The sequence below is a fragment of the Mangrovimonas sp. CR14 genome (assembly GCF_011764015.1).
GTDB classification, from domain to species: domain Bacteria; phylum Bacteroidota; class Bacteroidia; order Flavobacteriales; family Flavobacteriaceae; genus Mangrovimonas; species Mangrovimonas futianensis.
In genome coordinates this window covers 248,641-274,870 of sequence record NZ_JAAFZY010000002.1, presented here as the reverse complement: position 1 = coordinate 274,870, position 26,230 = coordinate 248,641, and the positions used below count along the sequence as shown (strand labels likewise).

23 protein-coding genes are annotated in these 26,230 nt (G+C 36.4%); 15 read left to right on the top strand and 8 right to left on the bottom strand.

Annotated elements, in window-relative coordinates:
• The first annotated feature begins 8 nt into the window (after nt 1-8).
• The 3 genes from GZ212_RS04545 to GZ212_RS04535 all read left to right on the top strand — a co-directional run bounded on the left by GZ212_RS04545 (nt 9) and on the right by GZ212_RS04535 (nt 4,146).
• Nucleotides 9-1,406, top strand: coding sequence for a peptide MFS transporter (locus tag GZ212_RS04545; RefSeq protein ID WP_166957664.1), 1,398 nt, complete (start codon nt 9-11; stop codon nt 1,404-1,406).
• 13 nt (nt 1,407-1,419) lie between these two features.
• Nucleotides 1,420-3,510 carry a peptide MFS transporter gene (locus GZ212_RS04540; RefSeq protein ID WP_166957662.1) on the top strand — a complete coding sequence of 697 codons (2,091 nt, stop codon included), beginning with the start codon at nt 1,420-1,422 and terminating at the stop codon, nt 3,508-3,510.
• Between the two features lie 87 nt (nt 3,511-3,597).
• On the top strand, nt 3,598-4,146 hold the full coding sequence (locus tag GZ212_RS04535) for a thioredoxin fold domain-containing protein (RefSeq protein ID WP_197276717.1): 549 nt from the start codon (nt 3,598-3,600) through the stop codon (nt 4,144-4,146).
• A 3-nt stretch (nt 4,147-4,149) separates the two neighbouring features.
• Here the strand turns inward: GZ212_RS04535 and GZ212_RS04530 are convergent, their stop codons facing one another.
• From GZ212_RS04530 to surE, 5 genes are all read right to left on the bottom strand, one after another.
• The gene (locus GZ212_RS04530) at nt 4,150-6,183 is read right to left on the bottom strand and encodes a ComEC/Rec2 family competence protein (RefSeq protein ID WP_240923746.1); all 2,034 of its coding nucleotides are present in this window, start codon (nt 6,181-6,183) and stop codon (nt 4,150-4,152) included.
• Between the two features lie 21 nt (nt 6,184-6,204).
• Nucleotides 6,205-6,759: a C40 family peptidase gene (locus tag GZ212_RS04525; protein WP_166957658.1), complete on the bottom strand. Its 555-nt coding sequence runs from the start codon at nt 6,757-6,759 to the stop codon at nt 6,205-6,207.
• Between the two features lie 63 nt (nt 6,760-6,822).
• Nucleotides 6,823-7,938: a lipid-A-disaccharide synthase gene (lpxB, locus tag GZ212_RS04520; RefSeq protein ID WP_166957656.1), complete on the bottom strand. Its 1,116-nt coding sequence runs from the start codon at nt 7,936-7,938 to the stop codon at nt 6,823-6,825.
• 11 nt (nt 7,939-7,949) lie between these two features.
• Nucleotides 7,950-8,231 (bottom strand): hypothetical protein, encoded by a 282-nt coding sequence (locus tag GZ212_RS04515; protein WP_166957654.1) that lies wholly within the window; start codon nt 8,229-8,231, stop codon nt 7,950-7,952.
• On the bottom strand, nt 8,224-9,006 hold the full coding sequence (gene surE / locus GZ212_RS04510; protein WP_053971310.1) for a 5'/3'-nucleotidase SurE: 783 nt from the start codon (nt 9,004-9,006) through the stop codon (nt 8,224-8,226). Before surE ends, GZ212_RS04515 begins: the two co-directional genes overlap by 8 nt.
• A gap of 229 nt (nt 9,007-9,235) precedes the next feature.
• Here surE and GZ212_RS04505 point away from each other — a divergent pair, with 229 nt between their 5' ends.
• Nucleotides 9,236-11,362 (top strand): carboxy terminal-processing peptidase, encoded by a 2,127-nt coding sequence (locus tag GZ212_RS04505; RefSeq protein WP_166957652.1) that lies wholly within the window; start codon nt 9,236-9,238, stop codon nt 11,360-11,362.
• A gap of 7 nt (nt 11,363-11,369) precedes the next feature.
• Nucleotides 11,370-12,458: an ABC transporter permease gene (locus GZ212_RS04500; RefSeq protein ID WP_166957650.1), complete on the top strand. Its 1,089-nt coding sequence runs from the start codon at nt 11,370-11,372 to the stop codon at nt 12,456-12,458.
• Between the two features lie 28 nt (nt 12,459-12,486).
• On the opposite strand, the gene GZ212_RS04495 is transcribed toward GZ212_RS04500, so the two are convergent.
• Genes GZ212_RS04495 through GZ212_RS04485 form a run of 3 tightly spaced genes read right to left on the bottom strand, consistent with a single transcriptional unit; the run spans nt 12,487 to nt 14,519 of the window.
• Complete coding sequence (locus tag GZ212_RS04495; RefSeq protein WP_166957648.1) at nt 12,487-13,146, bottom strand: hypothetical protein; 660 nt, start codon at nt 13,144-13,146, stop codon at nt 12,487-12,489.
• Nucleotides 13,143-13,745 (bottom strand): ribosome biogenesis GTP-binding protein YihA/YsxC, encoded by a 603-nt coding sequence (yihA, locus tag GZ212_RS04490; RefSeq protein WP_166957646.1) that lies wholly within the window; start codon nt 13,743-13,745, stop codon nt 13,143-13,145. Before yihA ends, GZ212_RS04495 begins: the two co-directional genes overlap by 4 nt.
• Nucleotides 13,746-13,751: 6 nt before the next feature.
• Entirely contained in the window at nt 13,752-14,519 is a 768-nt protein-coding gene (locus GZ212_RS04485) for an alpha/beta fold hydrolase (protein WP_166957644.1), read from the bottom strand.
• Nucleotides 14,520-14,804: 285 nt separating this feature from the next.
• On the opposite strand from GZ212_RS04485, the gene mraZ reads away from it, so the two are divergent.
• The 10 genes from mraZ (at nt 14,805) to murC (ending at nt 26,191) form a co-directional block, all read left to right on the top strand.
• Nucleotides 14,805-15,272, top strand: coding sequence for a division/cell wall cluster transcriptional repressor MraZ (gene mraZ / locus GZ212_RS04480; RefSeq protein WP_166957642.1), 468 nt, complete (start codon nt 14,805-14,807; stop codon nt 15,270-15,272).
• A complete protein-coding gene (gene rsmH, locus GZ212_RS04475; RefSeq protein ID WP_166957640.1) occupies nt 15,259-16,155 on the top strand; it encodes a 16S rRNA (cytosine(1402)-N(4))-methyltransferase RsmH in 897 nt (298 codons plus the stop codon). Before mraZ ends, rsmH begins: the two co-directional genes overlap by 14 nt.
• 4 nt (nt 16,156-16,159) lie before the next feature.
• Complete coding sequence (locus GZ212_RS04470) at nt 16,160-16,477, top strand: FtsL-like putative cell division protein (RefSeq protein ID WP_053971316.1); 318 nt, start codon at nt 16,160-16,162, stop codon at nt 16,475-16,477.
• Between the two features lie 61 nt (nt 16,478-16,538).
• Nucleotides 16,539-18,497, top strand: coding sequence for a penicillin-binding protein (locus GZ212_RS04465; RefSeq protein ID WP_166958152.1), 1,959 nt, complete (start codon nt 16,539-16,541; stop codon nt 18,495-18,497).
• Nucleotides 18,494-19,957, top strand: a complete 1,464-nt coding sequence (locus GZ212_RS04460) for a UDP-N-acetylmuramoyl-L-alanyl-D-glutamate--2,6-diaminopimelate ligase (RefSeq protein WP_166957638.1) — start codon at nt 18,494-18,496, stop codon at nt 19,955-19,957. The genes GZ212_RS04465 and GZ212_RS04460 overlap by 4 nt, the downstream gene beginning before the upstream one ends.
• On the top strand, nt 19,958-21,199 hold the full coding sequence (mraY, locus tag GZ212_RS04455; protein WP_166957636.1) for a phospho-N-acetylmuramoyl-pentapeptide-transferase: 1,242 nt from the start codon (nt 19,958-19,960) through the stop codon (nt 21,197-21,199).
• Nucleotides 21,200-21,205: 6 nt separating this feature from the next.
• Nucleotides 21,206-22,540: a UDP-N-acetylmuramoyl-L-alanine--D-glutamate ligase gene (gene murD, locus GZ212_RS04450; RefSeq protein WP_166957634.1), complete on the top strand. Its 1,335-nt coding sequence runs from the start codon at nt 21,206-21,208 to the stop codon at nt 22,538-22,540.
• A gap of 8 nt (nt 22,541-22,548) precedes the next feature.
• The gene (locus tag GZ212_RS04445; RefSeq protein WP_166957632.1) at nt 22,549-23,742 is read left to right on the top strand and encodes an FtsW/RodA/SpoVE family cell cycle protein; all 1,194 of its coding nucleotides are present in this window, start codon (nt 22,549-22,551) and stop codon (nt 23,740-23,742) included.
• Entirely contained in the window at nt 23,743-24,837 is a 1,095-nt protein-coding gene (gene murG / locus GZ212_RS04440; RefSeq protein ID WP_166957630.1) for an undecaprenyldiphospho-muramoylpentapeptide beta-N-acetylglucosaminyltransferase, read from the top strand.
• A gap of 1 nt (nt 24,838) precedes the next feature.
• Entirely contained in the window at nt 24,839-26,191 is a 1,353-nt protein-coding gene (gene murC, locus GZ212_RS04435) for a UDP-N-acetylmuramate--L-alanine ligase (protein ID WP_166957628.1), read from the top strand.
• The last annotated feature ends 39 nt before the right edge of the window (nt 26,192-26,230 follow it).

The window sequence follows — 26,230 nt, the reverse complement described above, 5'->3', positions numbered from 1 at the left end:
TTTATATTATGACTCATTCAACAACAGTTAAACAAAAAGAACTTTTTGGGCATCCTATTGGGCTTTATGTCTTATTTTTTACTGAAATGTGGGAGCGTTTTTCTTACTATGGAATGCGTGCCATTTTGGTACTTTATTTGGTAGCACAATCTACTGGAGATAATCCTGGTTTAGGATGGACTAATGACAATGCTTTAGCACTTTATGGATGGTATACCATGTTGGTTTATGTGGCATCTATTCCTGGAGGATGGATTGCGGATAAGCTTCTTGGACAGAAAAAGTCAGTTCTTTATGGAGGCATTTTGTTGGTTGCTGGACATAGTATATTGGCTATTGAACAAATGTGGGCTTTCTATACCGGTTTGGGGCTGATTATCGCTGGAGTTGGTATGTTGAAGCCTAATATTTCAACAATGGTTGGAGGTCTTTATAAACAAGGAGATATCCGAAGAGATAAAGGTTTTACCATTTTTTATATCGGAATTAATGTTGGTGCTTTTTTAGCAAGTTTGATTGTTGGGTATGTTGGTGAAGTTCATGGATGGCACTATGGATTTGGATTAGCAGGTATTGGAATGGCCCTTGGTTTAATTCAATATTTAGCAGGACAAAAATATTTGAAACACGTAGGGAATTTCCTTGGAGATTCAGGAAACGATTTAGATAAAGAGGCGATGAATAAGCCTTTGACCAAAATTGAGAAGGATAGAATAGTTGTTTTGTTTATTTCCTTTTTGCTAGTGATAGTTTTTTGGGGCGCCTTTGAACAAGCAGGAGGTCTTATGAATATCTATGCCATGGATAACACTAATAGAAACTTAATGGGCTGGGAGGTTCCTGCTTCATGGTTTCAGTCTCTTAATGCTATGTTTATCATTTTTCTTGGTACAACTGTGGCTGGTTTTTGGGCACACAGAAAACTCAAAGGGAAGGTATCAACATCTTTATTCAAAATGATAGTAGGATTGATTATCATGGGTACAGGATTCTTCTTTATGTCTGCTGCTGCATCACAATTTGAGAGTACAGGGTCATCTGCAATGTATTGGTTAGTTTTGGCATATTTGTTTCATACCGTTGGGGAGTTATGTATTTCTCCAGTAGCGCTTTCATATATTACGAAGTTAGCTCCTTTAAAATATGCCTCTCTAATGATGGGTGTGTATTTTGCCATGACGGGATTTGGAAATAAACTGGCTGGTTTATTAGGAGAATCAGCTTCAAAGTTTGGAGAGTTTACCATTTTTACCGGTATCGCTATTTTTTGTGTGATATTTGGTGCTATTGTTATGATGTTTAGAAAGAAACTGGAAGTTTTGACTCATGGGGTTGAAGATAATGAAAGAGAAATGAACGATGAATTGACGGAAGGCTTTGAACTTGCAGATGAGAAAATTAACTAACTAATTTTATACTATGAATACTGACATCGAAAATCTGTTTAAGGATAAAGTTCTAGGGCATCCTGCAGGACTTTTTGTTTTGTTTTTTACTGAAATGTGGGAGCGTTTTTCCTTTTATGGAATGCGCGTACTTTTGGTAAACTTTTTGACAATGGCTGCTATAGGTTATAACCCGGGTTGGGAGTGGTCTATAGAAAATGCTGGAGCACTATTTGGAACTTATGCTATGTTATTGTACATCACTCCAATTGTAGGAGGAATAATAGCCGATAAATTGACAGGGTATCGTTGGGCGGTGGTCATTGGTGCATTAATCATGACTTTAGGACATGCCTCCATGGCCATTGAAACAGAATTTTCTCTTTACCTAGGGTTGGCTCTGTTGGTTATAGGAACAGGGTTCTTCAAACCTAATATTACATCTATCATTTCTGAAATGTATAAAGAGAATCCGGAAAAGAAAGATGGCGCATATACCATTTTTTATATGGGTGTTAATGCAGGTGCATTTTTTGGAATGATGTTATGTGGATATTTAGCAGAAAAGGTTGGATGGTCTTACGGATTTGGACTTGCAGGTGTATTCATGTTGTTAGGTACATTGCAGTTTTGGATGGGAGGTTCTCTTTTTGGTAAGATTGGAACCAAACCAACTAAAGAGCATCAAATCGAAGATTTGCAGGATGCGGATGATTCTTTAGCAGAAGTTGATGAAGAAAAGGAAGTCGAGAAGGAAAATCCATTCACCACTTTAGATAAGATATTGATTGTTATTTGCTCGGTTATAGGTTTAGGGTATGCAATCAATGATCCAATGTCTAAAATTGCTGGAATTGACATGTTTTCAGCTTTGAAAATAGGTAATTTTGAAGGGCAATACACAGCTGTTTTGTTTGCTCTAGCGCTGTTTTTAGTTTTAGTGATTGGAAGAATATTTAGATACACAAAAGTGGTTCGTGATAGGATGATTGCATTTATAATTTTTGCATTCTTTACTGTATTCTTTTGGTTGTCTTTTGAGCAAGGGGCTTCTTCATTAATTGTTTTTGCAAGAGACAATGTAGATAGAATGTTAAGCGGTTCTTCAGCGACCATTTTTAATATAGTTAACACACTATTGACGGTTATTCCTCTTCTTATAATTTCCTATGTTTTATATCTATTATGGAAAAAAACCTTTCATAAAATTCCGGGGTCTAATATTGTCTTAGTAGTTTGTTTCGTCTTCATGTGGGGATTGGTAGGCTGGATGTTAAATAGAGATTTTAACACGACCGCCTATGATGTTTCATATAAGGCAATTGAAAAAGAGGTTCAAAATGAGGAAGGAGAAAGCTCTTTAAAGTATGTTGCTATAACAGAGCAAACTGAAGTATTGGCGACTGATAAGGTTGTAGAAAGAACGATTTCCATAGCAGAACCAATTACACTTGAGGTTGGTGAACAGATTAATATGATTGCTAAGGATAATGATGGTACTGCCTATGGTTATTTGGACGAGGAAAGGTTATTAGCTGCTAGAGAAAATGGGGAAAAATTATCAAGAGATAATGGAGTTGTTCGTGCAACCGTTAAAGAGGTGAAGGCAAATGAAGTTGAGATTACGGTTTCTTGGTTTAGTATTCTAAATTCATTTTTTATAATTGTATTTGCTTCTTTCTTTTCAAAATGGTGGGAAAGTAAATACAATCCTTCAGCCGCCACCAAATATGCCCTAGGGTTGATTATCATGGCGGTAGGGTTTGGTCTATTAGCATGGGGAGCCAATGGCGTTGAAGGTACTATGAAGGTTAGTATGATTTGGTTGATTTTGGCTTATTTGTTCCATACTCTTGGGGAACTCTGCTTATCGCCTGTGGGTCTTTCGTATGTAAGTAAGTTGGTGCCAGCAAGAATGATAGCCCTTATGTTTGGAATGTGGTATTTGGCCATTGCTATAGGTAATAAATTGGCTGCCGTTTTAGGAGGGCAGATTGAAAATATTACTAAAGAGTACAATTTATCAACTTTCTTTTTAATATTTACAATTGTTCCATTGGTTGCTGGAGTATTGGTGTGGAGTCTTAACCCAGTCATGAAAAAATTAATGCATGGGGTTAAATAATGTTATGAAAAGTTAAACTAGCTCAAAAATTGGTTTAGTTTCTAACTCTTTTGTAAGTTATTGTCCACTTTTACTACTTTAAATATTATGAGAAAAATATATGTTGTTTTAATAGCTGTCTTAGGGATGACCTTGAGCAGTGTTGCACAAGAAATTAATTGGTTGACACTTGAAGAGGCGGTAGCACTTCAGAAAAAGAACCCAAAAAAAATAATTATGGATGCCTATACCAATTGGTGTGGCCCCTGTAAAATGTTGGATAAAAATACCTTTCACAACAAAGATGTGGTAGCATATGTGAATGAGCATTACTATGCAGTAAAGTTCAATGCTGAAGGTGATGAAACCATCAATTTCAAAGGGAAAACATTTTCCAATCCTAATTATGATCCTGCCAAGGCCAATCGAAGAAATTCTCAACACCAGTTGTCTCAGTATTTTTCGATTCGTTCTTATCCCACATTGGTGTTTATGGATGAAAATGCCGAATATCTTTCACCTATAATTGGTTATAAAACGCCACAACAATTGGAATTGTATTTGAAGTTATTTAAGGATAACGCGCATGAAAATATGAAAACTCAAGAGGATTTTAACGCTTATTTTCAAGCATTCAAACCAGAGTTTTCAAACTAAGGACTAATTCAAATTAATGATGAAGGCTCCCTTTTCATTTGTAGAATGAAAGGGGAGTTTTTCTATTTTACAGGTTTCCTTCCAACGCTCTATATAGCTTTTATAATTGCTGCCATCTGCAATGATTTGTTTTGGTTTAAGAGAGTCGATCATTCTTTTTAAATTAATTTTAGGTGATTGTCGCAATAGGATAATATCTGCCTTTTCAGCTTTTAAACCGTAAATCCCCAAGCTATCGACCACTATAATTCGTGTATTATTAAGACTATAATATGGATGAATGCTATCGTATGTAATTTGATTAATAAATCTTTCTATTTTAAAGTCTTTTAAAAAGTAGAGCTTATCACTTGAATCTTTTGATTGAATGTGAAGTTCCCGACCATGTTTTATACCTAGAATGGTCTGTCTGCTTTTATGAAATATGATTAATTGATTGCTCTGTTGGTTTTGGAATTTGACATGTAGAAAACTTAGTTGTAAAAGGATAATTACAACCGTAATCCAAATAAGGTGTTTAAATCTGGGATTGTTTTTAAGCCTATATATGTAAACGATTATGACGTAGGATAGCAGAACCATCGTCATATTGAAATAGATGTTTTTTAAAAGAAAAGGTTCCTGCCTTGAAACCCATCCAAAGAAGCGATTCATAGTTTCAATGGATGTGCCAAACAAATCAAAGATGGGATTCTGTGGTATGTTGAGTAGAGCCATTAAAATGGAAGCAATTCCCAAGCCAAGAATGAATCCTAGTAAAGGAATGACAACGAGGTTTGAAAGGAGAAATAATCCAGGAATTTGATGAAAATAATAGAGCGTTAATGGAAAAATGCCAAATTGAGCAGATAGGGATACTGTGGCCGCTTGCCAGAATTTTTTAAGAATGATGCTTTTCGGGTTCCACAATCTGTCAAAAAAGGGTTGAAACAATACAATGCCCAATACGGCCAAATAGCTTAACTGAAAACCAACTTCAAATAGGAAGGAGGGTTTTAGAACGAGAAGAACAAAAGCAGAAATAGCCAAACTATTAATGGTGTTTGTCGGTCTGTTTAAATTTAAGCCAATGGCAATCGCAGTAAACATAGTTGCTGCTCTAGTAACTGAAGCTGAAAGACCTGCAATGACTGCAAAACTCCAAATGAGAAAAATGATCAAAACCATTTTATAGCGTTTACCATATCTAAATTGTTCCAAGGGTTTTAAAATCCATTGCAGTATGAGCAAAATAATACCCACATGCAATCCAGAAATTGCCAAAATGTGTATGGCCCCAGCATTAGTATAGTCATTGTAAAGTTCACTGCTTATATCATTTCTTTGACCAAGTAAAAGTGCTTGGATTACCGCCAATTCATCTTTTGAAAAATTATACTTAGACAGTTTTTTATGAATGGTATTTCTTACTTGATCGGCTAATCCTATTAGGCTTCTCTGTCGTCCAATTTTTAAGATTTGGGTGTTGGTCGCGTATATTTGACTATAGATTTGTTTGTTGCTTAAATAGGCTGAATAATCAAATTGTCCTGGATTTAATGGGGGGTTAAGAGGCTCCAATTTGGTTTTGCCAAAAACTAAATCATCTATTTTGAGTTCTCTTGAGGTAGAATCTTTTTTAACAAGTAAAAGTGCGTCTCCCATGGATTTTTTGTAATCTAATTCTAAAATGGAGACAACATAGCGATCGCTAAATGAATTGGACTTTAATGTTTCCTTGATTTTGAAGGTGAGTATAGTAGAGGATTGATTCTGAAAAGCTTCGGAATATAAGAAGTGATTCTCGTCATTCATATCTTTATGAATGTTTTCAATCAAGCATCCAATCAAAATCATGGTTGCAAAACCTAGAAAACCGAACCAAATAAAGTTTTTTATTGAATTTCTCTGATAGAAATAAGCAATTGTTAATGCTAGTATAAAAATGCTACATAGAAGAGCCGAAATGGAAAAAGAAATTTGCCATGTTCTACTTAGCCAAATGCCCAAAATAAGACACAAGGTAAGTTTTATGAGGATGAAATTCAAGGCTTTCATCCTATTAAGATAGTAAAAAACTTACATAACTCGACGCGCCTGAACGAAGGCGAAATACCAGTAACGTTCTGAAAGTTGGGAAGTTATGACTCCTGCGCTTGTTGTGGAGTGAATAAATTGAACAAAACCTGGTCGGGCATCTACAACCAATCCCACGTGGTTCACCTTGCGGCTATTTTTTGATGTGGCAAAAAACAGGAGGTCACCTTCTTTGACTTCTTTCAAATCAACCCAATCTCCGTATGAAGACAATTCGCCTGTAGATCGTGGAAGAGCAATATTTTCGCTCTTAAAAGCGGTGGTTACCAATCCAGAGCAATCCATGCCCTTTTTAGTGGTTCCGCCATATTTGTATCTTGTTCCTCTGTAGGATTCTGCTTCTTTGATAATTTTTTTAATGGTGGAATAGTCTGCAGTGGAGGTGCTCTCTGCATTAGTAGACCAATTATCACTTTTGGCAGAAGAGGTTGACGAGCTGGTTTTCTTATCTCTTTTGGTAACTACTTTTGCTTTCTTGGAAGAACCACAAGAAGCAAGTAACATAAAGGCAAAAAGGAAGGTTAAGATTCGTTGCATCCTGCCAAAATAAAAAATATCCTATAGAAATTCTTGATTTGGGTTCAAAAAAGATGTGTAACGCTATTGTATATTATGATAAATGAGTTGTGCTGTCTTCTCACTAGCGCCTTTACCTCCTAATTTTTTCTCCAAATCATAATAGTTTATGAAGAATTTGGTTCGCTCGTAATCATCCAAAATGATATCCAATTCCTTTTTTAATCGGGTCTTATTAAAATCGGACTGTATCAATTCAGTAACAACTTCTTTGTCCATAATGAGGTTTACCAAAGAAATGTATTTGATGTTTTTTACCAAACGTTTTCCTATCTGATATGAAACCCAACTACCCTTATAGCATACTACTTCAGGCACCTTAAAAAGGGCTGTTTCCAAAGTTGCAGTTCCCGAGGTTACCAAGGCAGCTGTGGAAACGCTTAAAAGGTCATAAGTTTTATTTGAAATAAAATGCACATTGCTATTCTTGATAAAGGGCTCATAAAAGCTATACTCTTGACTTGGTGCGCCGGCTATAACAAATTCATAATCGGGATAATCTTCAACCAAGGACAACATGACAGAAAGCATTTTGGTAATTTCTTGTTTTCTGCTCCCTGGTAATAAGGCTATAATGGGTTTGTCTCCCAACTGATGCGTTTTCCTAAATTCAAACTCGTCTACTTGGGTTCGGCTTGAAATGGCATCAATAAGTGGATGGCCAACAAATTCTACAGGGTAACCGTGTTTCTTTTCGTAAAAGTCTTTCTCAAATGGTAGAATCACATACATGTGGTCAATATCCCGTTTGATATCTTTAATGCGACCTTCTTTCCAAGCCCAAATTTGTGGGGAAATGTAATAATGAGTTTTTATATTTTTTTCCTTAGCCCATTTAGCAATTCTAAGATTGAAGCCTGGGTAGTCAATGAAAATAAGTACATCGGGATTGAATTTGGAAATATCTTCCTTACAAAATGCTAGATTTTTGGTAATGGTTCTAAGGTTCATAACAACTTCGGCAAAGCCCATAAAGGCCAAATCCCTATAGTGTTTTACCAATTCGCCTCCAACCGAAGCCATTAAGTCGCCACCCCAAAACCTGAAATCTGCCTGAGGGTCTTCCTTAAGCAATGCTTTCATGAGGTTTGAGCCATGTAAGTCTCCTGAGGCTTCTCCAGCTATGATGTAATATTTCATCGGATTGAAAATTATATAAATTTAAAAACTATCATGATAAGAGCTATCAAAATAGTGGCAAAAATCACTCCTTTAGCACGATTATCTTTTCTTTTTCTTATGAAATAAAAAAACGGACCGATATTAATAATGCTTGCAAAGCTGATAAGCTTTCCTAAATAACCTTCCTTGATGGCTGCTTCAATAACTTCTGTGACGCTTACCTGGGAACTGAACACTAATAGAATTAATATAAAGCCCAAAAGGGTGAATGCAAACCCAATGAGCATTCCTAAAATAACTTGTTTATTCATGATTAAAGTCCCAAGTATTTAAATTTTGTATGGCATGGTGAGCCGTTAAATCAAATTGTATGGGGACCACAGAGACATAATTGTTTTCTAGAGCCCATTCGTCGGTATCTTCACCTTGATCAAGATTTACAAATTTACCAGTCAGCCAATAGTAATCTTTGCCTTGTGGTGTTTTTCGTTTGTCAAATTCTTCTTCCCAATTGGCTCTGGCTTGTCTGCATATTTTAATGCCTTTAATCTCATTTTTTGTGGCCTTAGGAATGTTCACATTTAAAACTACATCAGTAGGAATGCCGTGTTTCAAGGCTGATTGAGTTATTGTTTTAGCTATTTCTTTTGCAGCAGAAAAATCGGCATTGTAATCATAATCTAATAATGAGAAACCTATGGCAGGTATGCCTTCAACCCCTGCCTCAACTGCGGCACTCATGGTTCCAGAGTATATAACATTAATGGATGAGTTCGAACCATGGTTAATACCCGAGACACATATGTCTGGTTTTCTTTTTAAAATCTCCTTTATGGCCATTTTCACACAATCGGCAGGAGTCCCAGAGCAGCTATACTCTTCTTGGTTCCCCTGGTCTATGACCACTTTCTCTAAGTAAAGCGTGGAGTTTAATGTAACCGCATGTCCCATGCCGCTTTGAGGGCTATCTGGAGCCACTACTACAACATCGCCTATTTGATTCATAACTTCAATTAAAGATCTAATACCTGGGGCTGAAATCCCATCATCATTGGTTACCAAAATCAAGGGCTTTTTAGTCGTCATAAGCAAATTTTATTGAGTTTCGCTAAAATACATAAATTCCAACGGAAAGCCCATGCTATTCTGTTTAACAAAAAATTATCAGCGGCAGATTTTATTGGCATAGTTTTTTCTTTATTTTAGTAGAATTAAGATTTAAACCCTAAGAGAATTAGCCGATTTCTTACAGGTGCTATGATATTTCCAAAAAACACCTATATTGGGCTAATTTTATATTAATATGATAAGATTTATGAAAAGGAATTATAAAGTGTTGATGTTGGTGTTGTTGTTGGCATTTGCATCTTGTAGTTTTACCACCAAGACTTTTGATGATCCAGATAAAGACAAACTGTTAGTTCAAGTTATTACCTATGTCCTTCAAAGGGGGCATTTCTCTCCAAGGGACTTTAATGACGACTTTTCAGAAGAGGTGTATAACAACTACTTAGATCAAATTGACCCCCTGAAGCGATATTTCTACAAATCAGATATTGAGGAGTTTGAAAAGTATAAGTATGAGTTGGATGATCAGCTGAAAGCTTATGATATTTCATTTTTCAGCTTAACTCATGAAAGATTGATTAAAAGAATTGAAGAAGCTAAGGCTATTTATAAGGATGTTTTAGACAAGCCTTTTGATTATACAGTGAATGAGACTTATAGCTCAGATTATGAGAACGAGTCCTATGTGTCGTCCAAAAAGGAAATGCGTGACCGTTGGAGAAAGCAGTTGAAATTTACCAATCTTGCTAATTATGATGATTTAATTGTAATGCAGGAAAATGATTCAACTTCAACTGATAAGAAGTCTATGTCTGAGTTGGAATCAAAGTCTAGAGAAGAGACCTTGAAGTCGATCAATATGTATTACACAGATTATGTAGACGATTTGGCGAGAAAGGATTGGTTTGCCATGTATGTGAATGCCATTGTCAGTGAATTTGATCCCCATACTTTTTATTTTGCTCCAGAGGACAAAGAGCGATTTGACCAACAAATGTCTGGGAAATTAGAAGGTATCGGAGCGAGACTTCAGAAAAGAATGGATAACACCAAAATTGTAGAATTGATTTCTGGAGGGCCAGCATGGAAAGGTAAAGAGTTGGAAGTAGGGGATATCATAATGAAGGTTCGTCAGGAAGACGAAGACCAAGCAGTAAATATTGTTGGAATGCGTTTAGATGATGCGATTAAGTTAATTAAGGGTCCTAAAGGTACCAAAGTAACATTGACCATCAAGAAAGTGGACGGAACAATCAAGGATATAAACATTACCAGGGATATTGTGGAATTGGAAGAAACTTATGCCAAGTCTGCAATGGTAGGAAAAGACGATAAGAAATTCGGAGTTATTAATTTGCCAAAATTCTATGTTGACTTCGAAGATTACAAAAACAGAAATGCCGCTTCAGACTTAAAGAAGGAAATTGAAAGATTGAAGTCAGAAGGTATGGAAGGGCTCGTCTTGGATTTGAGAAATAATGGAGGAGGGTCGCTTCAAACCGTAGTGGATATTGCTGGTTTGTTTATCAAAGACGGTCCTGTAGTTCAAGTTAGATCTAACGAGGAGAAAGAAGTGTTGAAAGATGATGATCGCAGCATTGTTTGGGATGGTCCGTTAGTGATTTTGGTAAATGAATTATCAGCATCAGCTTCAGAGATTTTAGCAGCAGCAATGCAAGATTATAAAAGAGCAATCATAATAGGTAGCAAGCAGACCTTTGGAAAGGGAACCGTGCAAAATCTTTATGATCTAAACCGAATGGTGAGAAACAATCAAGAAGGTGATTTGGGAGCCCTTAAGATAACCACTCAAAAATTCTACAGAATTAATGGTGGCTCTACACAATTGGAAGGTGTTAAGAGTGATGTAGTTGTACCTGATAGATATAGTTTTATAAATATTGGTGAGAAAGATCAGCAGAATCCGCTTCCTTGGGATAAGATTGATGCCGTTGATTATGATTTATGGGATAGTTATTTTGATTATGATACTACTATAAGCAATAGTAAGAAGAGAATGGCAGATAATGAGCAGTTGAAATTAATTGAGGAGAATGCTAAATGGGTGAAAGCTAGAATGGATGAAACCCAACACTCCTTAAATTATGAGGCTTACAAAGCAATGTTGGAGAAGAATGAGGAGGAAGCTAAAAAGTTTGATAAGATTTCCAAATATGAAACCAATCTTGTTTTTGAATCTTTACCTTATGAACAAAAGTTATTTGCTAATGATACGGTTCTCAAAGACAGAAGAGATAGTTGGCATAAATCGTTAAGTCAAGATGTTTACATCGAGGAAGCCTTAAATGTTTTGGAAGATCTAAAAATGACTTATTCTATCAAAAAAGTGGCAGCTTCTTCAGTAAAGGAATAAATAAAGAATGAGTGAAGCTAATAACAACTCATTGTGGCAATTAGCGCTCCAAAAATTCAAACAGAATTTTTGGGGCGTTTTTAGTTTTGTTTTTATTGTTTTGGTGGGATTGGTTGCTATTTTCGCTTATCCATTGGCACCTGATAATTCCCAAAATGCCAATCAGATGCATTTGGCAATCCATTCTAAAAAACCAGGATTTAAGGTTCAAATGATTTCCATTCCTTCTGAGTTGAATTCGAATCAAGGTTTTTTTAGTAAACTTTTTTTTGGTGATAGAAATACGGGGACCGAAGTTCCAATTTCCAGTTTTACAGTTAAAAAGGATACTCTTTTTTATACAGAGTATGCTGCAGATGGGCTTGAAGGGCAGGAGAAATACTTGGCTCTTAATGGTATTTCAGAAAAGGAATTATTGGAAGAAAAGACTTTCTATTTTGGAACGGATAAATACGGTCGCGATTTGTTGAGCCGAGTATTGGTAGGAGCTAGAATTTCATTTTTTATAGGTTTTGTGGCTGTTTTTATCTCCTTAATTATTGGGATTTTCATGGGGAGTTTAGCCGGTTATTTTGGAGGGAAAATTGATGCTGTTATCATGTGGGTCATCAATGTGACTTGGTCTATCCCTACATTACTTCTTGTAATTGCAATAACATTGGCATTGGGCAAAGGGTTTTGGCAAGTTTTTATTGCTGTTGGTTTGACTATGTGGGTGGAGGTGGCTAGAGTGGTAAGAGGTCAAATTATGAGTGTGAAGGAAATGCAGTATGTAACGGCAGCTCGGGCTTTGGGTTACAATGATTTTAGGATTATTACAAAACATATCCTACCTAATATTATGGCTCCCGTTATTGTTATTTCGGCAGCTAATTTTGCATCAGCTATTTTGATAGAGAGTGGTTTGAGTTTCCTAGGAATTGGAGCTCAACCACCCATGGCTAGTTGGGGCGCCATGATTAAGGATCACTATAACTACATCATTTTAGGAAAACCCTATTTAGCAATTATTCCTGGATTGTGCATTATGAGTTTGGTAATGGCCTTTATGCTCATGGGGAATGCCTTAAGAGATGCTTTGGATGTTAAGGCTTAATGTTCTCTAAGGATTTAGCTTTCCTTTTTTAATCATGAAAAAATTGACTCCAATTGACAGGGAGAAGATGATCGGCCATTTGGTCGGCCCGATATTCGCCATTTCTTATTAATGTTTCTCCTTTTGGATTTATAGCAATGAATGAACCGCAGAGCGATGGAGTTAATTGTAGTTTGTTCTTAAAGAAATTATCTATGTCATTGAAAAAATATTCAGATTTAACTGACTTTCTATTTTTTAATTTGATTCCATCTTCAAATAAGACGATAAAATAAATTTCATTTTCGTTTAGTAATTCCTGGATGTCATTTAGAAACATTTTTCGGTCGGTTATTTCTGTGCTATCCCAAGTGTTATCTCTGTTATTTGTACAAAGGTCATCTTTGTATCTGTATTCTATGACTATTGACCAGTTAAGGGGTATTTTATGTGGCGTAATAATTTCTAATTGATTCCGTATTTGGTTGTAATCAAACAAACCTTTCAAATATAAATTTTTGGAAAGTTGGAAGTACTGGGTGTCATTTTTAAAATAGCTCCATGTTGAATTAAGGGAATCCGCTCCCCATTTAGCTCTGAATTTTTTCCAGCTAATTTCGTTCCCATTTGTATCAAGGTAAATTTTATCTTGAGAAAATGTGGGAAAACTTAATATCGAAATGATTATAACGACTAGGATTTGTTTCATTTAAACAAATTCTGATTAAGATCTTGAATATAATTCAACAGCTCATCCTTTCCTACGTTTTTGGATGAGGAGGTTATAAAATAATTGGGCATATCCTCCCAAAATTGAAGCATATCATTTTTATAGTCTTCAATGTGCTTATTAATAGCACCCGGTTTTAGTTTGTCGGCTTTGGTGAAAATGATGGAAAAAGGGATCATGTTCTCGCCTAACCACTGCATGAATTCTAAATCTATAGGTTGGGGTTTGTGTCTAATATCTACAAGAACAAAGGCACACACCAGTTGTTTTCTTTTGCTGAAATATTCAGTAATAAATTTCTGAAATGTTTTTTTGGCGCTTTTAGAAACTCTCGCGTAACCATACCCAGGAAGATCCACCAAATACCAATTGCCATTTATTATAAAATGGTTGATTAATTGTGTTTTGCCCGGTCTTCCAGAGGTTTTTGCTAAACTCTTTCTGTTGGTCAGCATGTTAATTAAAGAAGATTTACCAACATTGCTTCGTCCTATAAATGCGTATTCTGGCAAGTTGTTTTTAGGACATTTTGCAACGTCAGAATTGCTCATCACAAATTCTGCTGACTTTATTTCCATAGTATATTATTTGTAGCCTCTTTTGGTAAGCCAATTATCCAAAATCTCATTGAATTCATCAGGATGTTCCATCATAGCCGCATGACCACATTTATCAATCCAGAAGAGGTCAGAATCGGGTAGAAGTTCGTGAAATTCTTCAGCAACCTCAGGAGGTGTTACCGTGTCATTTTTTCCCCAAATAATACAAATTGGGATGTCCATGTTGGGGAGGTCTTTTGCCATATTATGTCTAATGGCACTTTTAGCAATTGCAAGTGTTTTTATTAGTTTGTTTCGGTCATTGACCGTTGCAAAAACCTCGTCAACAATTTCTTTAGTAGCTACTTTAGGGTCATAAAAAACTTCTTCAGCCTTTTTCTTGATCACCTCATAGTCGCTTCTTTTTGTATATCCACTTCCCATTGCACTTTCATAAAGACCAGAGCTGCCTGTTATGATTAAAGCCTTAACCTTATCAGGATAAAGTTTAGTGTGATAAAGCCCGATATGTCCTCCTAACGAATTTCCAAGCAGGATAACTTCTTTAAAGCCTTTATATTCAATGAAATCGTAAAGGTATTTAGCAAAACTTTTTACGTTCGTTTTTAAAAGGGACATGGTATAAATGGGGAGTTCCGGAATTACAATCTTAAAACCTCTTTTACTGAAATAATCAGTGACGGAATCAAAGTTACTCAACCCACCCATCAAACCATGTAAAACAATGATTGGGGTTCCTTCTCCTACTTCAATATAGCTGTAACTCTTCTCTTTTTTAAGTCTATGAGCCATTAATAATTTGGTCTATTCATCAAAAACAAATATAGGTAAATCATAATTAATATGTTCTAAATCTTTAACCTGAATTTAAATGTGGGCTGACAGATATTAACAATTTAGGACGTGTAGTTCTCCCACTTTTTTCCAATCTATGAACCTCTTTGAATTAGGGCATTGGCAAGTGTTCATGTCGAATTAAAGATTTGTTTGGTCGAAAAATTATCAACAAAGTGGGAGATTGTGGTAAAAAGTGGTATATTTTTCAATATATTTGGTTTTTATAGATCTATACGGCTTTTGAACTCATTAATAGGAACATACGAATGCAAAGTTGACTCGAAAGGGAGGCTGATGTTGCCTGCTCCGCTTAAAAAGCAGCTAATGCCTGTTTTGGAGAAGGGGTTTGTTTTAAAGAGAGCTGTTTTTCAACCTTGCCTTGAATTATATCCTATGGATGAATGGGAGGCCTTGATGCAGAAGGTGAATAAGCTTAATAGATTCAAGAAAAAGAATAACGATTTTATCAGGAGGTTTACAGCGGGAGTGAAAATTATTGAAGTGGATAATTCAGGTAGGTTGTTAATTCCCAAGGATTTGGTGGTCTTTGCAGATATCTCGAAAGAGATTGTGTTGTCATCGGCAATCAATATTGTTGAGGTGTGGGATAAAGATCGCTATGAAAAGGCGATTGATGATGCTGCGCTTGATTTTGCAGATTTGGCTGAAGAGGTAATGGGACAAGATGATGAAGATGGAATATCATAACCCAGTTTTGCTAAAGGAGACCGTTGATGGTCTAAATATTAAAGAGAATGGTGTTTATGTAGATGTCACTTTTGGAGGTGGCGGACATAGCAGGGAAATTCTAAATAGACTTGGAGAGAATGGCAGATTGTATGCCTTTGACCAGGATCCAGATGCTCTTAAAAATACAATTGACGATCCGAGATTTCAACTTATCCATGAGAATTTCAGATATCTGAAAAGATTTTTACGGTTTCATGGTGTGAAAGAGGTTGATGGTGTGCTAGGTGATTTTGGAGTGTCTTCACATCAATTTGATGTCGCTGAAAGAGGATTTTCTACTCGCTTTGACGCCGATTTGGATATGAGGATGAATCAACAAAGTAGATTGTCTGCTTATCATGTGGTGAATGAATATGATGAGAGTGACCTAAGAAGGGTACTTAAAGATTATGGCGAGTTGCGACAAGCTCCGGTTATGGCTAGAGAAATAGTTCATCAAAGAAATCAAAAAGAAATTAAGACTTCTAGTGATTTAAAAGACGTGTTGAAACGTTTTTTGAATCATAAGAAGGAGAATAAGGTATTGGCTCAGATTTATCAAGCTATCCGTATAGAAGTAAATCAGGAAATAGAAGTGCTGAAAGAGTTTTTGGAGCAGGTTCCTGAAGTTTTAAAAAAAGGAGGTCGGCTGAGCGTCATATCGTATCACTCGTTGGAGGATAGATTAGTAAAACGCTTTATAAGGAACGGTATGTTTGAAGGAGAGCCTGAGAGGGATATGTTTGGGAATTTTGAGGTGCCGATGAAAAAAATAGGAGGGTTGGTTGTGCCTTCTCGAGAAGAGATAGAAATGAACAGTAGGGCTAGGAGTGCAAAATTGAGAATAGCTGAAAAAATATAAAGTAGTGAGCGGTAAAATTTCAGGCATATTAAAAGGAACGTTTTTGGTCAGTGATGATTCGTTTAAGAATTGGAGAATGATCTTGTTCTTGTCTGTTTTGGCGATGGTTATGATTGCTAGTTCTCATAGCGCAGATGCCAAAGTTCATGAAATAGCTCGTTTGGGTAATGAGGTGAAAGAACTTCATTCGGCTTTTGTGGAGGGGAGGAGTAAATTGATGAGGTTGAAAAATGAGACTACTGTGGAGGTCTTGATGAAAGAGAAGGGTATCATGATTTCAGAAATACCGCCGACAAAAATAAAAGTAAATTCTAAAAATTAGGTTCAACTTGGCAATAAGCGAGAAGAACATATTAAACCGATTGTATTTTTTAGCAGGATGTATGTTCATCTTCGCTCTTCTAGTTGTGTTTAAGCTTTTCAGTATTCAATTTATCAATGGTGAAAAGTATCGAGCGTTAGCTGAGAGTCGATTGGTGAAACAAGTTGTTATTCCGGCAAATCGCGGAAATGTTTATTCTGTAGGAGGGAATTTGTTGGCAACGAGTATTCCAAAATATGATATTCGAATCGACGCTGTGACCCCTTCTGCCAAAACCTTTGAAAAATACTTGAAGCCATTATGTGATTCCCTTTCAAAATATTCAGGGAGGCCATCTTCATACTATCAGAAAAACATTAGAAATGCTAGGGCAAATAAAAACCGCTATTATCTATTAGCTAGAAATATTGGCTATTCGGATTATTTGCGTTTAAGAAATTTTCCCATGCTGAATCTTGGTGCATACAAAGGAGGATTGATTGTTGAGCAGACCACTAAAAGGGAATATCCTATGGGTGGAATTGCTCATAGATCAATTGGGTATGAGCGTTTTGATGAAAATGGGAATGTGACAAGAGCTGGAATAGATGGGGCTTTTGGAGCTAAATATTTAAGAGGCACAGACGGTAAGCGGCTAAAGCAGAAAATAGGAAAAGGAGAATGGAAGCCAATGACTGATTATAATCAAGTGGAACCTAAAGATGGATATGATATTTATACCACAATAAGTACCAATATTCAGGATATCGCACATCATTCCTTATTGCAGCAGTTGGAGTATTATGAAGCAGATCACGGATGTGTGATTGTCATGGAAGTAAAAACTGGTGAGATAAGAGCTATTTCCAATTTAGCAAAAACAAGTGAGGGGACTTACTATGAAAAACGTAATTATGCTGTGTGGGAGGCATTGGAGCCCGGGTCTACGTTTAAGACTATGGCTTTAATGGCGGCTTTGGAAGATAAGTTGATAGATACTTCGACTGTTGTGGATACTAAAAAGGGTAAGAAATTTTTCTATGGGCGTCCAATCAATGATTCCCATCACGGTGGTTTTGGTAAAATTTCAGCAGCTCGAGCTTTGGAGGTGTCCTCAAATATTGGTTTGGCAACCATTTTGGATGAAGGCTATAAAGACAATCCGGAAAAGTTCATTAATCGATTAAAAGACTGGAAGCTCAATGAGCCATTAGGTTTGCCAATAAATGGAGAGGGAACGCCAGATATCCCAGAGCCTGGAAGTAAAAAATGGAGTAGAAATGCGTTGCCTTCAATGGCTTATGGTTACAATTTGGAATTAACGCCACTTCACACGCTAACTTTCTATAATGCCATAGCTAATGATGGGATTATGGTGAAGCCCAGATTTATCAGGGAAGTTAAAGAGTTGAATAAATCTATGGAGTCCTTTGAAAGGGAAATAATCAACGATAAGATTTGTTCCGATAAGACCTTAAAAGAGGTTCAAGATATATTAAAGCATGTAGTTGAGAGAGGTACGGGGAGTTCATTGTATTCGCCCTATTTCTCTATGGCTGGAAAAACGGGTACAGCGCAGTCTGAGTACTGGATGGAAGGCTGGAAGGAAAATAAGCGATACGTGTCTTCTTTTGCAGGATATTTCCCAGCTGAAAATCCTAAGTATTCATGCATTGTTGTGATTCATAAACCAAGTATAAAAAAAGGGTATTATGGGGCAGATGTTTCCGGTCCTGTGTTTAAAAGAATCGCTCAAAAAATATTTACCGACACACCTATTATTGATCGCATGGGAACCCTTGAAGTCAATGACCCTAAAGTAGGGAGTGAATATGAGTCCTTTTTCAAATTGGCTCAAAACCATAAAACAATTATGCCAGATGTGACTGGACTACCTCTTATGGATGCCATTTCCTTGTTGGAAAATATGGATATAGGAGTTAAGGTTCAAGTTGAAGGAAATGGAGTAGTTAAATCCCAGTCCATAGGTAAGGGTGAAAAATTAAAACAAAATCAAACAATAATTATAAAAGCATCTTGAAGCAATTAAAGGACATACTATATAAAGTTTCTCTCAATTCTGTTGTGGGCAATACTTCTTTGTCTGTAAACAAAATTGAGTTTGATTCAAGGGCTATTTCTGAGAACGACATATTTGTAGCAATTCGAGGTACTGTTACAGACGGCCATGATTACATTAATAAGGCTATTGGTCAAGGCGCTTCAGCTATTATTTGTGAAAAATTACCTATTGAGTTAGTCAATGGGGTGGTTTACATAGTAGTTGAAAATGCATCAAGCGCCTTGGCTATCATGGCATCTAATTATTATTCCATGCCATCCGAAAATTTGAAATTAGTAGGAGTGACAGGTACCAATGGTAAAACTACCATAGCTTCTTTACTGTATCAGTTGTTTAAGAACGCAGGCTATAAAGTTGGTTTGCTTTCTACAGTGAAAGTTATTGTCGATTCAAAGAAGTATAAAGCAACCCACACAACACCAGATTCCTTGACGATTAATAAATATCTCAAGATGATGAATGATGAAGGGGTGGAGTATTGCTTTATGGAAGTGAGTTCCCATGGTATTCATCAGAATAGAACTTTGGGTCTTCATTTTGCAGGAGGGATTTTTACAAATTTGACTCACGACCATTTAGATTATCATAAAACCTTTGCGGAATACAGAGATGTCAAAAAGCGCTTTTTTGATGAACTGCCGGAATCGGCTTTTGCTTTGGTTAATAAAGATGATAAGAATGGGTCATTTATGTTGCAAAATACCAAGGCGAAAAAATACACCTATGCCTTAAAAAGTTATGCCGATTATAAAGCGCTGATTCTAGAAAATCAATTTAGTGGCTTGTTGCTCAAGATAAATGACAATGAAGTGTGGACCAAATTGATTGGCAATTTCAATGCATATAACATCTTAGCTATTTATGCAGTTGCAGATTTGCTGGGACTTGAGAAGGTTGAAATCCTAAGATTGATAAGTGATTTGGAAAGTGTTTCTGGTAGGTTTCAGTATCTCATGTCTTCAAGTAAGATTACTGCTATTGTTGACTATGCCCACACGCCAGATGCCTTAAAAAATGTGTTGGAAACTATAAATAGTATACGCACCAAAAATGAAGAGTTGATTACGGTTGTTGGATGTGGTGGCGATAGAGATAAAACCAAGAGACCAAAAATGGGACATATTGCTTCTCAGTTAAGCACCAAAGTCATTTTTACAAGTGATAATCCCAGAAGTGAAAATCCTGAGGCCATTATTTCTGAGGTTGAAGCTGGAGTAGAACCTCAAAATTTCAAAAAAACCATGTCCATAACGGATAGGAAACAAGCCATTAAGACGGCTTGTCAACTGGCTAATGACAGGGACATCATTCTAATCGCTGGTAAAGGGCATGAAACCTATCAAGAAATCAAAGGAGAACGATTTGATTTTGATGATTTTAAAATAGTAAAGGAATTTTTAAAGCAATTACAAAAATAGATGTTGTACTACTTATTTGACTATTTAGAAAAGCATTATCAACTACCTGGGGCTGCCTTGTTTGGTTACATCACTTTTAGGGCGGCGGTTGCGATGATTTTGTCTTTGCTTATTTCCATGATTTTTGGAAAGCGAATCATCAATTTCCTTCAAAAAAAGCAAGTCGGGGAAACCATACGTGATTTAGGTTTGGAAGGACAGGTTGAGAAAGCAGGAACGCCTACCATGGGTGGTATCATCATCATTATGGCTACCGTGATTCCTGTTCTTTTAATATCCAAATTGGAGAACATCTATATCATTTTATTACTGGTTACCACCTTATGGATGGGAACTATTGGATTTATTGACGATTATATCAAAAAATTCAAAAATGATAAAGAAGGTCTGAAAGGGAAATTTAAGGTTTTGGGGCAAGTTGGTTTGGGGATTATTGTGGGAACCACTTTATACTTCAATGACTATGTAACTATCAAGGAAAAGTTGCCAGTTGAGCAACAAAAAGAGATTTTGGCCGAAAATCCTAATGCAGAACCTTCCAAATTGTTTAAAGCCGAAGAAAAATCGACCAAAACAACCATTCCTTTTGTTAAGAAAAACGAATTTGATTATGCAAGCTTGATTACTTGGATAAGTCCTCAGTTTAAGAAGTATGCTTGGGTAATCTTTATTTTGGTGTCTATTTTTATTATCACGGCAGTATCAAACGGTGCTAATCTTACTGATGGTATTGACGGTCTGGCGGCAGGTTCTTCTGCTATCATTGCTCTGACCTTGGGAATTTTTGCCTGGGTGTCTGGTAATATCATTTTTTCAGAATACTTAAATATCATGTACATACCTCGAGTTGAGGAAATCACCATTTACATAACGGCCTTTGTAGGAGCATTAATTGGTTTTTTATGGTACAATACTTATCCAGCTCAGGTGTTCATGGGTGATACGGGTAGTTTGACTATTGGTGGAATTATTGCAGTTATTGCTATTGCTGTTAGAAAAGAATGGCTAATACCTGTTTTGTGTGGCATTTTCTTGGCTGAAAATTTATCTGTGGTCATGCAGGTGAGCTATTTCAAATACACTAAGAAAAAATATGGAGAAGGAAGACGAATTTTTAAAATGTCGCCATTGCATCACCATTATCAAAAATCGGGTTACCATGAAAGCAAGATAGTGACTCGTTTTTGGATCATCGGAATCATGCTGGCCATTGTATCCATTGTGACCTTGAAAATTAGATAGAGAAGAATGACTCAAAGACTAGTGATACTAGGTGGAGGTGAAAGTGGTGTGGGAACAGCACTTTTGGGAAAACAAAAGGGATTTGAAGTTTTTGTTTCCGATAAGGGGAGCATAAAAGATAAGTATAAAGAAGTTCTTATAAATAATGAGATTGAATGGGAGGATGAAAAACATACTGAGTCAGAGATTTTCAATGCTGATTTGGTAATGAAGAGTCCCGGTATTCCAGAAAAAGCACCTTTGGTGAAATTGATAAGGGAGAAGGGTGTCCAAATTGTTTCAGAGATCGAGTTTGCATCTCGGTATACCTCGGCAACGATTGTAGGTATTACTGGTAGTAATGGTAAAACAACTACTGCAAGCTTGACGCATCATATTTTGAAACAAGAACTGCAAGTAGGTTTGGCAGGTAATATTGGAGACAGTTTTGCTAAGCAAATATTGGAGCATGATTATGAAAATTATGTCCTTGAAATAAGCAGTTTTCAATTGGATGATATTTTGGACTTCAAGCCTCATATCGCTGTTTTGACCAATATTACTCCAGATCATTTGGATCGATATAATTATCAATTTGAAAATTATATCGCTTCAAAGTTTAGGATAATTATGAATCAGACTCCAGAAGATTATTTCATTTATGATGCCGATGATGAGGTAATTCAGGAATGGTTGGAAAACAACCCAGTTCAATCAAAATTATTTCCATTTTCACTGAAGAAAACTTTTGAGAATGGTGCATTTATAGAAAACGAAAACATAAAAGTAATTATAGATAACAACCAGTTTATTATGCCAACAAAAGATTTAGCATTAGAAGGAAAACACAATATTAAAAATGCCATGGCTGCTTCAACCGTAGCGCATTTATTGAAAATTAGAAAGCAGACCATAAGAGAAAGTCTTGAAAATTTTCATGGTGTAGAACACCGATTGGAGCAAGTTTTAAAAATTAATAAAGTAAACTACATCAATGATTCCAAGGCAACGAATGTTAATGCAACCTATTATGCATTAGAAAGCATGGATGCCCCTACAGTGTGGATTGTTGGAGGTGAAGATAAAGGGAATAATTATCAAGAACTTTTTCCTTTTGTAAATGAAAAGGTGAAGGCGGTTATCTGTTTGGGGATAGATAATGAAAAGTTGATTGAGAATTTTGCTCCTATGGTAGACGTTATTGTAGAGACTCAATTTATGAGTGAGGCCGTAAAGATTGCTTACAAGATTGCTGAACCTGGTGACAATGTTTTATTGTCTCCAGCTTGTGCTAGCTTTGACTTGTTTCAAAATTATGAGGATAGAGGACGTCAATTTAAAGAGGCAGTAAGGAATTTATAAAAGATAGAATGAAGAGTTTATTAAAGAATCTAAAAGGAGATAGGTTGATTTGGTCCATTGCGGCCTTATTGGCTATATTTTCATTTTTGCCCGTTTATAGCGCTGCAAGTAATTTGGCTTATGTGAGTGGCAATGGAAATACTTTTGGGTTTTTTATAAAGCATTTGGTACATCTTTTTTTAGGGTTCTCTATCATGTATGGGATTCATAAAATTCCGTATCGTTATTTTCGAGGTTTGTCAATGGTTATGTTGCCTGTTGTTGTTGTATTGTTGGTTGTTACTATGCTTCAAGGGACTACTATTGATGGAGCCAATGCGAGCAGATGGATACAAATCCCTATTGTAAACATGTCTTTTCAAACCTCGACTCTAGCCATGGTGGTACTCATGGTTTATGTGGCTAGGTACATGTCAAAAATTAACGATAAAAAAATAACATTTAAGGAGTCAATTTTACCACTTTGGATGCCTGTTTTCTTAATACTTATTTTAATTTTGCCGGCCAACTTTTCTACAGCAGCCATCATGTTTGTGATGGTTATGATGTTGGTGTTCTTAGGTGGGTATCCTCTTAGGTATTTAGCGGTGATTATTGGGGCTGGTATGCTATCCTTGACCATATTTATTTTGGTTGCAAAGGCATTTCCAGATGCAATGCCAAATAGGGTAGACACATGGATGAGTAGGATAGAGAGTTTTGCAAATGAGGAGGTGACCGAAGAGGATTATCAAATTGAAAAGGCAAAAATAGCTATCGCATCTGGAGGAATTAGAGGTGTTGGGCCAGGTAAAAGTTTACAGAAGAATTTTCTGCCGCAATCTTCTTCAGATTTCATCTATGCCATTATTGTGGAAGAATATGGATTGATAGGGGGGCTTGTTTTGATGGTATCTTATTTGTGGCTATTGTTTAGAATCGTGATTGTGGCACAAAAGTCTGAAACCATCTTTGGGAAATTATTGGTGTTAGGAGTTGGTTTGCCTATAGTGTTTCAAGCCTTGATTAATATGGCGGTAGCGGTACAGCTGTTCCCGGTAACGGGTCAAACATTACCATTGATAAGTAGTGGTGGAACCTCTATTTGGATGACATGTTTATCTGTAGGGATTATACTGAGTGTCAGTGTAAAAAGAGAAGAAATAAAAGAACAAGAAAATGCTGAGGAGAATCCTTTGGAGATTCTTTCAGAAACGATATAAATGAGCGCAATTAAAGTCATATTATCTGGTGGAGGAACGGGAGGTCATATCTATCCGGCCATTGCCATTGCCAATGAAATAAAATTGAGGTATCCAGATGCTCAAATTTTGTTTGTTGGTGCCAAGGATAAAATGGAGATGGATAAAGTGCCTCAAGCCGGTTATGACATCAAAGGATTGTGGATTTCTGGAATTCAGAGAGAATTGACTTTGAAAAATCTAAGCTTCCCATTTAAGCTAGTAAGCAGTTTATTGAAGGCAAGGAAAATTGTGAATCAATTCAAGCCAGATATTGCCATTGGTACAGGCGGATTTGCCAGTGGACCCTTGTTGCAAATGGCAGTTTCTAAAGGGGTTCCAAGTCTTATCCAAGAACAGAATTCATTTCCTGGAATTACCAATAAGTTATTAGGCAAAAAGGCGGATAAAATATGTGTGGCTTATGATGGATTGGAACGTTTCTTTCCGGCTAAAAAAATGGTTAAAACAGGAAATCCCGTAAGGCAGGATTTATTGAAAATTGACAATAAGAAAGAGGCTGCAGATGAGCTATTTTCTCTTAAGCCAGATAAGAAAACATTATTAGTTCTAGGAGGGAGTTTGGGAGCTAGACGAATCAATCAACTTATTGAAAAGGAATTGGATTTTTTACAAATCCATAACATACAAGTCATTTGGCAATGTGGAAAATTATACTACGAAAAGTATAAAATTTATAACCATACCAAGGATGTGCAAGTTCATGCATTTATCAACGACATGGCTATGGCATATGCCGCGGCAGATATTATTATTTCAAGGGCTGGAGCAAGCTCGGTGTCAGAATTATGTATTGTGGGAAAGCCGGTCATTTTCATTCCCTCTCCCAATGTGGCTGAGGACCATCAAACCAAAAATGCAATGGCTGTTGTGAATAGGCAGGCTGCTCTTTTAATTAAAGAGGAAGATTTGGATGTGGATTTTGAAAATAAATTCTCCCAACTTATGGCTTCGCCTGAAAAGCAGGAGGAGTTGGGTAAGAATATTAAGGGTCTGGCATTAGTAAATGCTACCAAGGATATAGTAAATGAAGTAGAAAAATTACTTAAAAACTAAATTGGATTTAAAAAACATACATAGCGTTTATTTCATCGGAATAGGAGGTATTGGTATGAGTGCATTAGCTAGGTACTTTCATGCCAAAGGACTAACTGTTGGAGGTTATGACAAAACCCAAACCACATTGACTGATGAGTTAATAAACCTAGGTATGGATATTCATTTTGCTGATGATATAAGTTTGGTGAATCCTGTTTTTCTCAAAAGTAAACAGGTGCTTGTAATTTATACGCCCGCTATTCCTTCTGATCATAAGGAATTAAATTATTTCAAAACAGAGGGGTTTTGGGTGATGAAGCGATCTCAAGTTTTGGGACTTATCACTGAAAACACTTTTTGTTTAGCGGTTGCAGGAACACATGGAAAAACAACAACGACCAGCATTTTGGGGCACTTGTTGAATGTTTGTGATGTCCCTGTGACAGCATTTTTAGGAGGAATAAGCGAAAATTATCAATCCAACTTGATACTAAACGGTACTGAGGTATCTGTTGTGGAGGCCGATGAGTTTGATAGATCCTTTTTAACGCTTTCCCCAGATTTGGCCTGTATAACCTCTATGGATGCGGACCATTTGGATATTTATGGAGATAAATTTGAATTGATAAAATCTTTTGAGGCCTTTGCCAAAAAAGTAAAAGATACAGGGAAGTTATTTGTTAAAAATGGCTTACCTCTTAAAGGGATAACATATGGGATAGAAGATGATTCAGACTATGCCATTATCCATTTAAGAATAGAAAATGGGAGTTATTTGTTTGATGTGCGAACGCCAAATGGAATAATAAACGATTTTAAATTTAACCTACCCGGTAGACATAATTTGTCGAATGCATTAATTGCCTTGGCGATGGCTGTGGAATTTGGTTGCCCTCACCAACAGCTCGCTAAGGCTTTAATTTCCTATCAAGGTGTGAAAAGAAGATTTTCTTATCACATTAAAACAGAAGAGCTTGTTTATATTGATGATTATGCCCACCATCCCGAGGAAATTAAGGCGGTGCATCAAGCGGTGAGTGAAATGTATCCTGATAAAAAAGTATTGGTTGTGTTTCAACCGCATTTGTATAGTCGTACCAAAGATTTTTCTGAAGAGTTTGCATCCAGTTTAGGACTGTTTGATGAAGTGCGATTGCTGGACATATATCCGGCTAGGGAGCTACCTGTGGCCGGTGTGACATCTGAATGGCTTTTGTCAAAAATTCAGAATTCTAATAAGAGGCTCATCCAAAAGCATGAGATAATATCTGAAATTAAAAAGAGTGATGCTCCCGTAGTTTTAACCTTGGGAGCAGGAGATATTGGAGAGGAAGTTGAACGTATTAAAGAAAGCTTGAGTGTTGCGAGTTGATTGGAACATAGTAAAATTGGCGGTTTTAGGTTGCCTAGT

Bases quoted from the DNA above. Each gene is read 5' to 3' on its own strand.
- GZ212_RS04515 (WP_166957654.1), bottom strand. From the start codon at position 8,231: ATGAATAAACAAGTTATTTTAGGAATGCTCATTGGGTTTGCATTCACC.
- GZ212_RS04495 (WP_166957648.1), bottom strand. From the start codon at position 13,146: ATGAAACAAATCCTAGTCGTTATAATCATTTCGATATTAAGTTTTCCC.
- yihA (WP_166957646.1), bottom strand. From the start codon at position 13,745: ATGGAAATAAAGTCAGCAGAATTTGTGATGAGCAATTCTGACGTTGCA.
- GZ212_RS04530 (WP_240923746.1), bottom strand. From the start codon at position 6,183: ATGAAAGCCTTGAATTTCATCCTCATAAAACTTACCTTGTGTCTTATT.
- GZ212_RS04535 (WP_197276717.1), top strand. From the start codon at position 3,598: ATGAGAAAAATATATGTTGTTTTAATAGCTGTCTTAGGGATGACCTTG.
- surE (WP_053971310.1), bottom strand. From the start codon at position 9,006: ATGACGACTAAAAAGCCCTTGATTTTGGTAACCAATGATGATGGGATT.
- GZ212_RS04445 (WP_166957632.1), top strand. From the start codon at position 22,549: ATGAAGAGTTTATTAAAGAATCTAAAAGGAGATAGGTTGATTTGGTCC.
- GZ212_RS04540 (WP_166957662.1), top strand. From the start codon at position 1,420: ATGAATACTGACATCGAAAATCTGTTTAAGGATAAAGTTCTAGGGCAT.
- murG (WP_166957630.1), top strand. From the start codon at position 23,743: ATGAGCGCAATTAAAGTCATATTATCTGGTGGAGGAACGGGAGGTCAT.
- GZ212_RS04485 (WP_166957644.1), bottom strand. From the start codon at position 14,519: ATGGCTCATAGACTTAAAAAAGAGAAGAGTTACAGCTATATTGAAGTA.
- GZ212_RS04525 (WP_166957658.1), bottom strand. From the start codon at position 6,759: ATGCAACGAATCTTAACCTTCCTTTTTGCCTTTATGTTACTTGCTTCT.
- GZ212_RS04465 (WP_166958152.1), top strand. From the start codon at position 16,539: ATGTTCATCTTCGCTCTTCTAGTTGTGTTTAAGCTTTTCAGTATTCAA.
- GZ212_RS04545 (WP_166957664.1), top strand. From the start codon at position 9: ATGACTCATTCAACAACAGTTAAACAAAAAGAACTTTTTGGGCATCCT.
- lpxB (WP_166957656.1), bottom strand. From the start codon at position 7,938: ATGAAATATTACATCATAGCTGGAGAAGCCTCAGGAGACTTACATGGC.
- rsmH (WP_166957640.1), top strand. From the start codon at position 15,259: ATGGAATATCATAACCCAGTTTTGCTAAAGGAGACCGTTGATGGTCTA.
- murD (WP_166957634.1), top strand. From the start codon at position 21,206: ATGACTCAAAGACTAGTGATACTAGGTGGAGGTGAAAGTGGTGTGGGA.
- mraY (WP_166957636.1), top strand. From the start codon at position 19,958: ATGTTGTACTACTTATTTGACTATTTAGAAAAGCATTATCAACTACCT.
- GZ212_RS04500 (WP_166957650.1), top strand. From the start codon at position 11,370: ATGAGTGAAGCTAATAACAACTCATTGTGGCAATTAGCGCTCCAAAAA.
- GZ212_RS04505 (WP_166957652.1), top strand. From the start codon at position 9,236: ATGAAAAGGAATTATAAAGTGTTGATGTTGGTGTTGTTGTTGGCATTT.